Origin of the sequence: Microbacterium sp. H83 (assembly GCF_001650405.1) — a bacterium.
Taxonomy (GTDB): Bacteria; Actinomycetota; Actinomycetes; order Actinomycetales; family Microbacteriaceae; genus Microbacterium.
Genome location: NZ_LWCU01000023.1, coordinates 68,264 through 81,729 on the forward strand (window position 1 = coordinate 68,264; position 13,466 = coordinate 81,729).

Below are 13,466 nucleotides of genomic sequence, written 5' to 3' on the forward strand. Positions count from 1 at the left end.
ACGGCGCTCTCGCATCCTCATTCTTCGGTCCAGACCGCGAGCTCTCCGTCGCGGAGGCCGACCAGGATGCGTCCCTGCCTATCCGTGCGCAGGACGAGCGCCCCGAGGGCCTCCAGCGTGTCGAGGGTCTCGGCGCGCGGATGCCCGTAGTCGTTGTCCTCGCCGACGCTGATGAGGCCGACCGTCGGTCGCAGAGCCTCGTACAGGCCCGCTTCCTGGTCGGCGCTCCCGTGATGCGCGACCTTCACCACGGCGAACGGTCCCTCGACATGCGCGGTCCGCTGCAGCGCCCGCTGCGCCTCGGCGGAGAGGTCGCCGAGATACAGCGACCGGGGCACACCCCCTCCCTCGATCTCGAGCACGAGGCTCGCATCGTTGCCGGCCGAGAAAGCCGAGGACGAGCGCGACGGCCAGATCACCCGCCAGGATGCGGCGCCGAGTGCGCCCTCGAGTCCTGCCACCCCCGCCCCCACCTCCGCTCCGCTCCGCCGGAGCGCGTCGAGGGTGCGCTCATCCGCAGGGCTCGTGGGCGGCGCATGGAGCACACGATCGACGCGGCCGACCACGGCGTCCACTCCGCCGACGTGATCGAGGTCGAAGTGGGTGAGCACCAGCACGTCGATCCGCTCGACCCCGAGACCGCGCAGACAGTCCGCCAGAGGCCCCGGCTCCGGACCGGTATCGATCAGAACGACCTCGCCCTGCGATCTCACGAGGACCGCGTCGCCCTGACCGACGTCGCAGGCGGCGATCGACCATCCGTCCGGACTGGTCGCTGCGGCGAGCGGTCCGCTCGTCAGAAGGTGGGCACCGGCGAGGGCGACGGCGACGGAGAGGACGGACACCGCCGCGGCGCGCAAGAGCCTGCGGCCTCGTGCGGCGGTATCGGCGCGCGGGACGAGGACCATGCCGAGAGCGCCGCTCACCAGAGCGACGACCACTGCGGTCGCGATCCCCGGCACCACGGCGATCTGCGCCAGCGGCATGCCGGCGCTCACCTCGGCGGTCGCGGCGATCCAGGACGCCGGGAGCCACGCCGAGGCGGCGAGCAGGTCGGCGAGCACGGGGACGGGGGCTGTCAGACACGCGAGGAGGCCTAGGACCGTGGCGATCGGAGCGGCCGGAGCGGCGAGCAGATTCGCCGCGAGCCCCACGAGGGACTGCTGCTCGGCGAACAGCGCGATGATCGGGCCGCAGACGAGCTGCGCCGCCGTGGGCACCGCGATCGCGACCGCCAGCGCCCTCGGCATCCAGCGCTCGAGCCCTTTCGCGACGGACGGCGCCAGGAGGATGAGCGCACCCGAGGCGGCGACCGAGAGGGCGAACCCCGGGGTCGATGCCAGCCACGGATCGGAGACGAGGATCCCCGTGGCGCTCAGAGCGAGCATGCCCGCCCCCGCGCTCGGGCGCCCCAGGAGGATCGACAGCATCGCGACACCCGCCATCACCGCCGCCCTGATCACGCTCGGCTCGGGAGTCACGAGGACGACGAAGCCCGCCAGTGCGATGGCGGCGGCGATCACGCGCACCGCCCGGCCCGCCCCGCACAGCGCTGCGAGGCCGAAGACCGCTCCGACGACCAGCGCGCAGTTCGCCCCGCTGACCGCCGTGAGATGGCTGAGGCCGCTCACGCGCATCGCGGCGCTCAGCTCGGTCGAGACCGCTCGGGTGTCGCCGACCGCGAGTCCGGGGAGGAGTCCCGCCCCCGGTTCGGGCAGCCGCTGGGCGCGCTCGACGAACAGCCCGCGCAGGCCCGCTGCCACGGCGAACACGCCCTGCGCGGGCCTGTCGACCTCGGCCGAGCTCGCGAACACGACCAGAGCCGCCCTCTCCCCCGCATCCGTCGCGGCAGCCTCGCCCGTGACTCGGACGGTCGCGCCGAGATCGAAGCCGTCGGCGGGCTCCACGCCGATCCGCACGGGAGTCGACACCGGCCGCAGGGAGCCCGGCGACCCCAGCGCGGTCAGCTGCACCTCCACCCACAGCCGGCCGTCACGGCCTGTCGACGCCGAGGACGTGATCTCGCCGGTCGCCTCCACCACCCGGCCGTCCCACGACGATGCGCCCTCGCGGTCAGGAAGCGCCCACAGGACGATGGCCGCCGACGATGCCGCAGCCGCGAGCATCACCGCCAGGACTCCGAGCCACGGCACCGCACGGTCGGACCTCCGGTGCATGACGCCCACCGCGGCGGCCGCCCCGACCACGCCCGCGAGCGCGCACCAGCCGGCCGACGACGGCACGAAGACGCAGATCAGCGCGACGCCCCACACTCCCGCGGCGACCGGGAGCAGCCGGACATCGCGCCTCACACGCGCACCGCGTCACGGATGCCCTCGAGCAACTTCTCGCCGATGCCCGGCACCGCCAGGAGGTCGTCGATGGACCGGAACCGCCCGTTCTCGTCCCGCCACGCGATGATGCGCTCCGCCAGCGCCGGCCCTATCCGCGGGAGGGTCTCGAGCGCAGCCTGATCGGCCGAGTTGAGGTCGACCAGGTCGTCGCCGGAGGCGCCGGCGGACGGCGTGGTCGACGCGCCGAGTGCCGGGACGAGGATCTGCTCGCCGTCGGCGAGCACGCGGGCGAGATTGATCGCGGTCAGGTCGGCCGCATCGGTCGTCCCTCCGGCCGCCGCGATCGCGTCGACCAGCCGCGCATCGAGGTCGAGCACGTAGAGCCCCGGATGCTCGACCTCTCCGAGGACGTGCACGTATATCTCGCCCGACGAGGATCCGGGGTCACCGCCGTCGCCGGCGTCGGCGGCTCCGGCGGGAAGGGACACGGACTCCGTGGGTGCACTCTGGCCGCGGAGGATCCCCAGGCCGACCGCGACGGAGAGCACGACCAGCCCCAACACGATCGCCGCGCCGACGCTCAGCCGCAGTCGACGCGGCGCAGGGAGTGGCGTCGGATCGGGCATCCCGCCACCGTACGGGCGCCGACCGACGGACGGCCGACGCATCCCCGCGTCGCGTGAGCAGAACCCCGCGCGACGCGGGATGTGGAGGGCGGGTCAGCCCTTGACGACGATGCTGACGATCTTCGGGGCCCGGACGACGACCTTGACGATCTCCCGGTCGCCGATCGATCGGATCACCCGCTCGTCCGCGCGCGCCAGCGCCTCGAGCTCCGCCTCGCCGATGCGAGCCGGGACCTCGATCTGCGCCCGCACCTTGCCCCCGACCTGGACGACGGCGGTCACGGTGTCCTCGACGAGCAGCGCGGGATCGGCGGAGCGCCAGGTGACGAGTCCGACCGACGGCTCGTGCCCGAGGATCTCCCACATCTCCTCCGCCGTGTGCGGAGCGATGAGGTCGAGCATGACGGCGATGGTCTCGGCGGCCTCGCGCACGGCGGGGTCGGCCGCGCCGGCGGCGCCGTCGATGGTCTTCCGTGTCGCGTTGGAGAGCTCCATCAGACGCGCCACGAGCACGTTGAACTTCGTCTGCTCGATGAGGGCGGGAGCATCGGCGAGCAGCTTGTGCGTCGCACGGCGCAGCGTCGCGTCACCGCCGGCGAACACCACGTCGACCGGCGACGAGACCTCGTTCGCGATGCGCAGCGCACGCGACAGGAACTTCTGGGCGCCGGTCGTCGAGACGTCCGCCCAGTCCTTGTCGTCCTCGACGGGCCCGGCGAAGGCCAGGCCCACACGCAGCGCGTCTGCTCCGTAGGCGTCGAGCTCCTCTTCGAAGAGCACGAGGTTGCCCTTGCTCTTCGACATCTTCGCTCCGTCGAGCAGCACCATCCCCTGGTTGATCAGGTTCGAGAACGGCTCGGTGAAGTCGATGAGGCCCATGTCGAACAGGACCTTGGTGATGAACCGGGCGTACAGCAGGTGGAGGATGGCGTGCTCGACCCCGCCGATGTACGAGTCGACGGGCGCCCAGCGCGACGCCTGGCTCGGATCGAACGCCACCGTGTCGCTGTTCGGCGACAGGAAGCGCAGGAAGTACCAGGAGCTGTCGACGAACGTGTCCATCGTGTCGGGGTCGCGCAGCACCGGATCGCCGCTGGCGGCGTCCACCGTGCGGACCCACTTCTCGGCGGCACCCAGCGGCGACGAGCCCTTCGGCTTCAGGTCGAGGCCCTCGACGTCGGGCAGGGTCACCGGCAGCTGATCCTCGGGGACGGGGATGATCCGGCCGTCCTCGGCGTGCAGCATCGGGATCGGCGTGCCCCAGAAGCGCTGGCGGGAGATCAGCCAGTCGCGCAGGCGGTAGTTCTTCGCCGCGCGACCGGTGCCGGATGCCTCCAGCTGCTCGATCGCGCGCGCGATCGCGTTGCGCTTCGACAGGCCGTTGAGTGCGCCGGAGTTGATCATCCGGCCCTCTCCGGTGAGCGCGATGCCGGTGGACGCCGGGTTCTGCTCGTCGAGCGCGGCGCCGGTGTCGATCGGCACGCCCTCGTCGTCGACCTCGATGACCGGCATCGCACCCGTGACGGGAGCGGTGGTGTCGACGACGACCTTAACCGGCAGGTCGAAGGCGCGGGCGAAGTCCAGGTCGCGCTGGTCGTGCGCGGGCACGGCCATGACGGCGCCGTGGCCGTAGTCGGCCAGCACGTAGTCCGCGGCCCAGATGGGGAGCCTCTCGCCGTTCACCGGGTTGATCGCGTAGCGCTCCAGGAAGACGCCGGTCTTCGGACGATCCGTCGCCTGACGGTCGACGTCGGTGGTCTTCTGCACGTCGGCCAGGTAGCCCTGGAAGCGCTCGCGCACCTCGACGGGGGCGTCGCCGGCGAGCTCCGCCGCCAGGTCGGAATCGGGGGCCACGACGAAGAACGTCGCTCCGTGCAGCGTGTCGGGTCGGGTCGAGAAGACGGTGACCGGCTCGTCTCGACCCTCGATGCGGAAGTCGACGTCCGCACCGACCGAGCGGCCGATCCAGTTGCGCTGCATCTGCAGCACCTTGTGCGGCCAGAAGCCCTCGAGCTGGTTCAGGTCGTCGAGCAGACGGTCGGCGTAGTCGGTGATCTTGAAGTACCACTGCGTGAGCTTCTTCTTGACGACCTCGGCACCGCAGCGGTCGCAGCGGCCGTCGACGACCTGCTCGTTCGCGAGAACGGTCTGGTCGTTCGGGCACCAGTTGACGGCGCTCTTCTTGCGATATGCCAGCCCGCGCTCGTGCAGCTTCAGGAACAGCCACTGGTTCCAGCGGTAGTACTCGGGGTCGGACGTGTGCAGCACGCGCGACCAGTCGAACGAGACGCCGTAGTTGTGGAACGCCTGCTTCTGCTGATCGATGTTCTGATAGGTCCACTCCCGCGGGTCCGCGCCCTGACGGATCGCGGCGTTCTCGGCGGGCAGGCCGAAGGAGTCCCAGCCGATCGGGTTCAGCACGTTGTGCCCGCGGTGACGCCAGAAGCGCGCGACGATGTCGGAGTACAGGTAGTTCTCCGCGTGCCCCATGTGCAGGTCGCCGGAAGGGTACGGGAACATGGCCAGCACGTAGCGGCGGGGCCGCGTGTCGTCGTCGCCGCCGGTGAGGAACGTCTCGTTCTCCGCCCAGTACTTCTGCCACTTGGCCTGGATCGCATGCGCCGACGAGATCTCCTCGTCGACGGGAGAGGTGGACAGGTTCTCAGACAACGAACGCACGACCAATCAGAAGGGAGACAGGGATCAGTTCAGGATATCGGAAGCCCAGGCCGCGGGCATTTCCGCGCCCAGCGCCGCCAGCGGCGCGCGCGCCTTCGTCGCCACCTCCGCCACCTCGGCCGCGGCGACCGATCGCCAGGTGATCCCGCCTCCGGCGCCCACGACGGCGGTGTCCCCCTCCATCACGATGCTGCGGATCACCATGGCGAGGTCGAGCGCCCCGTCGTCGCCGATGTATCCGAAGCATCCGGCGTAGACGCCCCTGGGGCCTCCCTCGATCTCGTGCAGCCGCGTCATGGCCGACAGCTTCGGGGCCCCCGTCATGCTGCCGGCGGGGAAGGTCGCCCGGAGCAGCTCCCCGCTGGTGGTCCCGCGCGTCAGGACGCCGCTGACAGTGCTCACGAGCTGGTGCACCGCGGGATAGCTCTCGACGGCCCAGAGCGCCTCGACGCGGATCGATCCCGGCTCACAGACGCGCGAGAGGTCGTTGCGCATGAGGTCGACGATCATGACGTTCTCCGCGCGCTCCTTCGGGTCCGCCGCGAGGTCCGCGGCGAGCGCGGCGTCGTGCACGGGGTCGTCGCTGCGCGGCCGCGTGCCCTTGATCGGCCGTGTCCGGACGACTCCGTCCCTGACGTCGAGGAACTGCTCGGGGCTGGCGCTCAGGAGCGACCGTCCGCCGATGCGGAGGAATCCGCCGTGGTGCGCGGGCGTGAGGCGACGCAGTCGGCGGTACGCCTCGACCGCGTCGTGGGGTCCGTCCACGGTGAAGCGCGTGGTGAGGCACAGCTGGTACGCGATGCCCGCCCTGATCAGCTCGCGGCAGCGCTCGATCAGCGAGGCGTACTCGTCGGGGCTGTGCCGCGCCCGCGCCGACGGCGGCGCGGTGTCCGCTCGCGGCGGGCGCGGCGCGGAAGGCGCCTGGGCACCGGATGCCGACGCGAAGGACGCCCATTCCTCGAGCTCTGCCGGCGGAGCGCTGATCCAGGTCCGGCCGGTCGTGTGGTCGAGGGCCACCAGGTGCGTGATCCGCAGCCATGCACCGCCCGCGGTGTCGCCGTGCGGGGCCACCGGGGCCCCCGCCTCACGGGCTCCGCTCTCGTAGTCGTACCAGCCGACCCACCCGCCCCGCAGGGGCGGTCGCCCGGGCGTGGGGTCGGCGTCGGAGAGGTCGGCATCGGAGGGGCCGGCATCGAGACGCACCTCCCCGGGGAAGGGCGCGATCGCTCCCGTGCCGATGACGCTCCATCCCTGGGTGGCGGTCGCTCCGGCATCGAGCCAGAACACCTCCGTCGACACCTTCTCCAGCGCGACGAACAGCGCGTCGAGGTCGACCCGGCCGGGCAGGGCGCGAGTGCTCAGGCGTTCGGGCACGTTCCCAGCCTAGGCCGCCCTGACTCCCGTATTCTCAAGGAGTGGACGACCTCCTGCTGTGGCTGTTCGATGTGATCCAATCGATCGATCCGGTCACACGCACGCTCATCGCGGGTCTCGCGGTGATGCTGGAGACGAGCATCCTGATCGGTCTCGTCGTCCCGGGCGACACGATCGTCATCATCGCCTCCATGGGCGTCTCGGGCATCGTCGAGGCGGTAGCGATGGTCGTCGCCGTCGTCGTCGGCGCGCTGATCGGCGAGAGCATCGGCTTCTGGCTGGGGCGCTGGCTCGGCCCGCACATCCGTCACTCGTGGATCGGGCGTCGCGTCGGCGAGCACAACTGGGTGCGCGCGGAGAACTACCTCGCCCGTCGGGGCGGCATCGCGATCTTCCTCTCCCGGTTCCTCCCGGTGCTGCACTCGCTCGTCCCCCTCACGGTGGGCATGAGCCACTACTCCTACCGTCGGTTCCTCGCCTGGACGGCACCGGCATGCCTGCTCTGGGCGACGGCCTACGTGAGCATCACTTCGCTCGCCGCCGGGAGCTTCCGCGAGCTCGTCGACACCGTCCACTTCGCGGGCTACATCTTCGTCGGGATCATCGCGGCGTTCCTCCTGCTCATCTTCTTCGGCAAGCGCCTGCTCACCCGCCTCGAGTCGCGGCACCTCGACGCGCAGGACGCGAGCACGCAGGACAGCGCGGACATGAAAGACTGAAGCAATGGCTTCCGCACATCCGGCGCCCCGGATCCACTGGTTCGCGCGTCTCGAGCACCGCCTGCACGTGTGGCGCGAGGGACGCGCGCGCCGTCGCGGACGCACGGCGACGATCCTCCCCTTCCCCGGCTACGGCGGCCCCGGCTGGGTTCGAGTCCTCGGGCGCGTGCTGATCGTGCCGCCCACGCGGAACACCAAGGACGGCGAGCCGGCGAGCGTGCGAGGCTGGCGGAGCTTCGTCGGCATCCCGGTGAGCTTCGCGAAGGTCACCGTGCAGATCGGAGACCGGGTGCATCACGTCGTCGCGGATCGCGGCGGGGTCATCGACTCCGTCGTCGACGCGGAGCTCGAGCCCGGATGGCAGACGTTCACATTCACCGTCGAGGGACAGGACCCCGTCGAGACGACCGCGTTCATCGTCTCCGGCGATACGCGCTTCGGCGTCCTCTCCGACGTGGACGACACCGTGATGGTCACCGCGCTCCCGCGTCCGTTCATCGCCGCCTGGAACTCGTTCGTGGTCGACGAGCATGCGCGCATCCCGGTCCCCGGCATGGCGGTGCTCCTCGACCAGGTGCTGCGCGAGCACCCCGGTGCCCCCATGATCTATCTCTCCACCGGAGCGTGGAACGTCGCGCCCACACTGCGGCGGTTCCTCGGACGCCACCTCTTCCCCGCGGGCTCCATGCTCCTCACCGACTGGGGCCCCACGCACGACCGCTGGTTCCGCAGCGGCCGCGAGCACAAGCTCACCAACCTCCGTCGCCTCGCCGCGGAGTTCCCCGACGTACGCTGGCTCCTCATCGGCGACGACGGCCAGCACGACGAGGCCATCTACTCCGAGTTCATGGACGAGCACCCGACGTCGGTCGCCGGCGTCGCCATCCGTCGCCTGCTCCCCGCCGAAGCCGTGCTCGCCGGTGGCCGCGCGGGCCGCGAGCCCCACTCCGTCGACGTCGCCCCCTGGGTGAGCGCCGAGGACGGGGCCGGTCTCCGCGACCTGCTCGGCGAAGCCGGCATCCTGAGCTGAGCATGTCCCTCGCCGGCGACGAGTGGAGGGTGCGCGAGAAGGCGCATCAGGAGCGCGCGGACTCCCTCACCGCGGAGCACCGTGAGCGATCCGTCCGCCACGAGAAGCACCCCGTCTGGGACTTCCTCTTCACGTACTACGCCTACAAGCCCTCCCAGCTGCGTCGCTGGCATCCCGGTGCGCGGGTCGAGCTCCACGACGCGGCCGACCGCGCGAGCTGGCGCTGGTACTCCCCCGGCTCGACCATCGACGGCGTGATGCCGGACCCGGACGCCTTCCGAACGCAGAAGCCGGAGCTCGCGGCGCTCGTCGAGCGGATGCTGCGGCGCACCGCCTCGCGTCCCGGCCAGTTCGGCTGCTTCGGACTGCACGAGTGGGCGATGGTCTACCGCGCGGAGGAGCACCGGCATCCCGCGCCCCTTCGGCTCGGTCGGAGCGGCACGGACGACGTCGTGGAGAGCCACGACCTGCGGTGCACGCACTTCGACGCCTTCCGGTTCTTCACTCCCGACGCCGTGCCGCGCAACCGCGACGCCCTCACGCGGGATGCACAGCCGCTGTTCGAGCAGCCCGGCTGCCTGCACGCCGGGATGGACCTGTACAAATGGGCGCTGAAGCTCGGTCCACTCGTTCCCGGCGAGCTCCTGCTCGACACCTTCGAGCTCGCCCGCGACATCCGCCTGCTCGACATGCAGGCGGCGCCCTACGACCTCGCGGAGTGGGACGTCGCGCCCGTGCCGATCGAGACCGCCGAGGGCAAGGCCGAGTACGTGCGGCGCCAGCGGGGGTTCGCCGAACGCGGCGCCGTGCTGCGGGGCCGCATCCTCGAGTCCTGGCTCGGCTCCGAGGAGACCGTGCCGGCCGCGGTCTGACCGATCAGCCGACGGGCTCGCACTCCGCGCACGGCGCCCACTCGGCGGTCGCGGCACTCGACTGCAGGCGCAGCGTCATCACGCGCGTCGCGGCGTCGGCGAGCCGTTCGGCCGGAAGGCTCCCCGTCTCGACGGCAGCGGTGATCCCGGCGGCGACCTGTCCGGCCGTCTCCGGCGTCGATCCGGCGATGAAGAGCAGGAGGTCGCTGCCGGCGGCGAGGGCGGCCACCCCGTTGGCGACCGGGTCCGCGTACTCCGGGACACCCGACGACTGCAGCATCCCGAGATCGTCGGTGACGATGACGCCGTCGAAGCCGAGATCGTCGCGCGCGATCTCGTGCCACCGCGGCGAGAGGGATGCGGGTGCCGGATCGACCGCCGTGTACGCCAGATGTCCGAACATCAGCAGCGAGGCTCCGGCGTCGATCCCCGAGACGAACGGCACCGCATCCGTCTGCCGCCAGGCCTCGAGACTCTCCGTCGTCGTCGGTATCGCGTGATGAGAGTCGCCCGGGGCGGCGCCGTGACCGGGGAAGTGCTTGAGCGTCGAGGCGACGAACTGCTCCTGGGCGGCCGTCGCCGCCCCCACGCGTTCGGCGGACGTCGACGGATCGGTACCGAGCGCTCGGCCGAAGATGAACGACGACGAGTCCGCGGGGACATCCGCCACCGTCCCGAAGTTCACCCCGATGCCCGCCGAGTCCACGAGCGAGCCGCGCGCCGCGAACGCAGCGGACGTCGCCGCGACCGGCAGGTCCTTGAGAGACGTGGACGCCGCGAACCCATCGGCCGGAAGCCGCGACACGATCCCACCCTCCTGATCGACCGCCACCAGCGGGGGCAGCTCCGGATCGACGGTGAGAGACCCGGTGACCGCCGTCAGCTCGGCCGCCGAGGCCGGAATGTTCGCCCCCATGAGGATGAAGCCGCCGAGGCCCTGCGCCATGTAGGATCCGAGGGCCGCGGGATCGGTCGACGGGATGTGGCCCATCACGACGCTCATCGCCTGCTCGGCGACGGACATGTCGTCGACGAGATGTCCGGCGCGCTCTCGCGGCCCGTCGGAGGTCGCCAGCACCGCGACGCGTCCGGAGTCGGAGGTCGATCCGGTCGCCGCCGAGGGACCGAGCAGTGCGGCTCCGCAGAGGATCGCGGCTCCACCGACCGCCCAGGCGCGACGCCGGGACATGATGTCAGGCGCTGAGGGCGTCGGCGATCGGGACGGAGGAGTCCGCCGAGCCGTTGCCGAACCGGATGGTGCGGCCGAAGGTCGACGGGTTGCCGACGGCCTCGGCGATCACCGCGGCCACATCGGCACGGGCGACCTCTGCGCGTCCTTCCGCGTCGATGAGGATCCGGCCGGTGGGGTCGTCGAACGTGAGCGTGCCAGGGCCGAGGATCGTGGCCTCGAGCCCCGAGGCACGCAGGTGCTCGTCGGCCGCCCACTTCGCGTCGGCGTAGGCGAAGAAGTCGTCGCTCTCGGGCACACCGTGATCGGCCTTCGAGCCGATCCAGGAGACCATGACATAGCGGTCGACGCCCGCGGCCTTCGCTGCGTCCATGGTGCGGATCGCCGCATCGCGGTCGACCGCGTAGGTGCGCTCCCGCGATCCGCCTCCGGCGCCGGCCGACCAGACCACGGCGTCATGACCGCGGATCAGATCGGCGAGTGCGTCCGTGTCGCGGGTCTCGATGTCGGCGACGAGGGCGCGGGCACCCGTCTCCTCGACCTCCGAGACGTGATCCGGGTTGCGGATCACGGAGGTCACCTCGTCGCCGCGGGCGACGAGCAGCGGGGCGAGCAGCAGGGCGATGCGGCCGTGGCCGCCGAAGACGATGATGCGCGACATGTCTCCACCCTACGCGCCCTCCCCGACATCGGCTCGGGTGCCGCGTCCGCTCAACGCGATCGCACGGAGGCCTCCGCAAGGGCCCGACGGACGCCGGTGGCGGCCGACCGCCCCGCCCTGTTCGCGCCGATCGTGCTCGCCGACGGCCCGTATCCGACCAGCTGGATGCGCGGGTCCGCGACCGCCGCGGTGCCCCGACCGTCGCGATCGAGCCGGATGCCGCCGGCCGCGCTCCGGAGACGCAGCGGTGCGAGGTGGGCGATCGCCGGTCGGAAGCCCGTCGCCCAGAGGATCGCATCCACTCGCTCGAACGAGCCGTCCGCCCAGCGGAGCCCGTCGGGCTCGATCCGCTCGAACATGGGCCGGCGCGCCGCGTACGCGCCGAGCCGCTCCGCTTCGCGCTCCTGCGGGCGCAGCATGAGTCCTGTCACGCTCACCACGCTCTCCGGCGGGAGCCCCTCCGCGACGCGACGCTCGACCAGGGCGACGGCGGCGGCACCTGCCTCCGGCGTGAAGTCGTCCGTGCGCCACACCGGCTCCCGCCGGGTCACCCAGAGCGTGTCGGTGAGGGGTGCGAGAGCTCCCAGGAACTGCACCGCCGACGCTCCTCCGCCGACCACCGCGACACGCATCCCGAGGAAGTGGTCGGGCCCCGGGTAGTCGACGGTGTGGAGCTGCTCCCCCACGAAGGTCTCCATGCCCGGATAGTGCGGGAGGAACGGATGCGTCCACGTCCCGGTGGCGTTGACGAGGGTACGGCTCCGCCACCGCCGCTCACCCGCGCGCACGACCAGGACGCCGTCCTCGTCCTCGACCCGGTCGACGCGCACCGGCCGCTCGACGGGCAGGCCGTGCGCCCGTTCGTAGGCTGCGAAGTACGCAGGGACCGCCAGGTTCGCGCGCTGGTCGTCGCGAGGCGGGGCGGTGTCTCCGGGCAGCTCCGCCACCCCGTGGACGTCGCGCATCGTCAGAGCGTCCCAGCGATGGCGCCATGCGCCTCCCGGCTCGGTGTCGCCGTCGAGGACGACGTGCCCGATGCCGAGGCGGGTCAGGTGGAAGGAGGCCGACAGACCGGCCTGACCGGCGCCGATCACGACGCTGTCCAGGATGCTCACGATGACCACAACGCCCGATGCGCGGCGCTTGTTCCTGCCGAGGCGACGCGCCCGGGAGCGTCGCCTCGATTGGTGCTGCGCGCGCTCCGTGTAGTACTCTGTTCAAGTTGCTTCGAGCAGTGAGGAAGCAGTTCTGGGCCTGTGGCGCAGCTGGTAGCGCACCTGCATGGCATGCAGGGGGTCAGGGGTTCGAGTCCCCTCAGGTCCACCACGAACCACAAGAAGTCCCGCGAGAGATCGCGGGACTTCTTGTTTCTCTCCGTGGGTGCGCGGTCTACTCCTCCGCGGAGCACCGGTCAAGCCGCTCCCCCGCATCCTCCTGCGCGTCTACCGTGGCGGATCAGTCCGTTCGAGAGGAGAACGATCATGTCCACACCCACTCCGCCGCTCGTGCCGCTCCCCGACGAGGGCGACGATCAGGCCGTCCCCCAGCGTGACGTCGACGGCGAGCGTGTGCTCGACACCGACGCGGATGCCGATCAGGTGGACGGCGCCGAGGCCGATCGTCTGGCAGCCGAGAACCCTGACGGCGCGGACTCGGACCTCTGAAGACGAGCAGTCGCCGCCTCGCGCGGCAGTCCTGATCCGGGGCTGCCGCGCGACATCGTTCAGGTCGCGAGCAGGGGCGGCAGATGAGGGATCGCGATCGGCCTCGTAGCGCGGCTGGGATCCTGGACCCGCGCCACCTCCTCCAGCACCTCGTAGGCATTCGAGTAGCGGACGGCCAGCGGGAGGTCCCGCAGCCAGACGACCTCGACCTCGGTCTCCGCGTACTCGTACACGCAGGCCACGACATGACGCGGATCATCGGCTCCGTATCGCCGATCGTTGATCACCCACTCCGACGGCGTGATGCGATGCAGCACGTATCTCGGTTCCGGATCTCCGCTCATGTGACAGCCCTCCA

At 71.3% G+C, this 13,466-nt stretch carries 12 protein-coding genes and 1 tRNA gene; 5 read left to right on the forward strand and 8 right to left on the reverse strand.

Annotated features, from left to right (window positions below; genetic code table 11):
* Nucleotides 1-17: 17 nt before the first annotated feature.
* The 4 genes from A4X16_RS10665 to A4X16_RS10680 form a co-directional block, all read right to left on the reverse strand.
* Complete coding sequence (locus A4X16_RS10665; protein WP_067120338.1) at nt 18-2,312, reverse strand: ComEC/Rec2 family competence protein; 2,295 nt, start codon at nt 2,310-2,312, stop codon at nt 18-20.
* Complete coding sequence (locus A4X16_RS10670) at nt 2,309-2,920, reverse strand: ComEA family DNA-binding protein (RefSeq protein WP_067120340.1); 612 nt, start codon at nt 2,918-2,920, stop codon at nt 2,309-2,311. The genes A4X16_RS10665 and A4X16_RS10670 overlap by 4 nt, the downstream gene beginning before the upstream one ends.
* Nucleotides 2,921-3,013: 93 nt before the next feature.
* A complete protein-coding gene (gene leuS, locus A4X16_RS10675) occupies nt 3,014-5,590 on the reverse strand; it encodes a leucine--tRNA ligase (RefSeq protein ID WP_067120342.1) in 2,577 nt (858 codons plus the stop codon).
* 33 nt (nt 5,591-5,623) lie between these two features.
* On the reverse strand, nt 5,624-6,973 hold the full coding sequence (locus A4X16_RS10680; RefSeq protein ID WP_067120344.1) for an anthranilate synthase component I family protein: 1,350 nt from the start codon (nt 6,971-6,973) through the stop codon (nt 5,624-5,626).
* A 41-nt stretch (nt 6,974-7,014) separates the two neighbouring features.
* On the opposite strand from A4X16_RS10680, the gene A4X16_RS10685 reads away from it, so the two are divergent.
* The 3 genes from A4X16_RS10685 to A4X16_RS10695 are packed head-to-tail and all read left to right on the forward strand — an operon-like array spanning nt 7,015 to nt 9,594.
* A complete protein-coding gene (locus tag A4X16_RS10685) occupies nt 7,015-7,692 on the forward strand; it encodes a DedA family protein (RefSeq protein ID WP_067120346.1) in 678 nt (225 codons plus the stop codon).
* Between the two features lie 4 nt (nt 7,693-7,696).
* The gene (locus A4X16_RS10690; RefSeq protein WP_067120348.1) at nt 7,697-8,722 is read left to right on the forward strand and encodes an App1 family protein; all 1,026 of its coding nucleotides are present in this window, start codon (nt 7,697-7,699) and stop codon (nt 8,720-8,722) included.
* Between the two features lie 2 nt (nt 8,723-8,724).
* Nucleotides 8,725-9,594, forward strand: a complete 870-nt coding sequence (locus A4X16_RS10695; protein ID WP_067120350.1) for a 3-methyladenine DNA glycosylase — start codon at nt 8,725-8,727, stop codon at nt 9,592-9,594.
* 4 nt (nt 9,595-9,598) lie between these two features.
* Here the strand turns inward: A4X16_RS10695 and A4X16_RS10700 are convergent, their stop codons facing one another.
* Genes A4X16_RS10700 through A4X16_RS10710 form a run of 3 tightly spaced genes read right to left on the reverse strand, consistent with a single transcriptional unit; the run spans nt 9,599 to nt 12,559 of the window.
* On the reverse strand, nt 9,599-10,783 hold the full coding sequence (locus A4X16_RS10700; protein ID WP_231880336.1) for a glycoside hydrolase family 3 N-terminal domain-containing protein: 1,185 nt from the start codon (nt 10,781-10,783) through the stop codon (nt 9,599-9,601).
* A gap of 4 nt (nt 10,784-10,787) precedes the next feature.
* Nucleotides 10,788-11,444 carry an SDR family oxidoreductase gene (locus A4X16_RS10705; RefSeq protein ID WP_067120352.1) on the reverse strand — a complete coding sequence of 219 codons (657 nt, stop codon included), beginning with the start codon at nt 11,442-11,444 and terminating at the stop codon, nt 10,788-10,790.
* 50 nt (nt 11,445-11,494) lie between these two features.
* Nucleotides 11,495-12,559 carry an NAD(P)-binding domain-containing protein gene (locus A4X16_RS10710; RefSeq protein ID WP_067120607.1) on the reverse strand — a complete coding sequence of 355 codons (1,065 nt, stop codon included), beginning with the start codon at nt 12,557-12,559 and terminating at the stop codon, nt 11,495-11,497.
* 135 nt (nt 12,560-12,694) lie between these two features.
* On the opposite strand from A4X16_RS10710, the gene A4X16_RS10715 reads away from it, so the two are divergent.
* A tRNA-Ala gene (locus A4X16_RS10715) sits at nt 12,695-12,770 on the forward strand.
* 155 nt (nt 12,771-12,925) lie between these two features.
* Entirely contained in the window at nt 12,926-13,108 is a 183-nt protein-coding gene (locus A4X16_RS10720) for a hypothetical protein (RefSeq protein WP_067120354.1), read from the forward strand.
* A gap of 59 nt (nt 13,109-13,167) precedes the next feature.
* Here the strand turns inward: A4X16_RS10720 and A4X16_RS10725 are convergent, their stop codons facing one another.
* Nucleotides 13,168-13,452: a hypothetical protein gene (locus A4X16_RS10725; RefSeq protein WP_067120356.1), complete on the reverse strand. Its 285-nt coding sequence runs from the start codon at nt 13,450-13,452 to the stop codon at nt 13,168-13,170.
* Between the last annotated feature and the right edge of the window lie 14 nt (nt 13,453-13,466).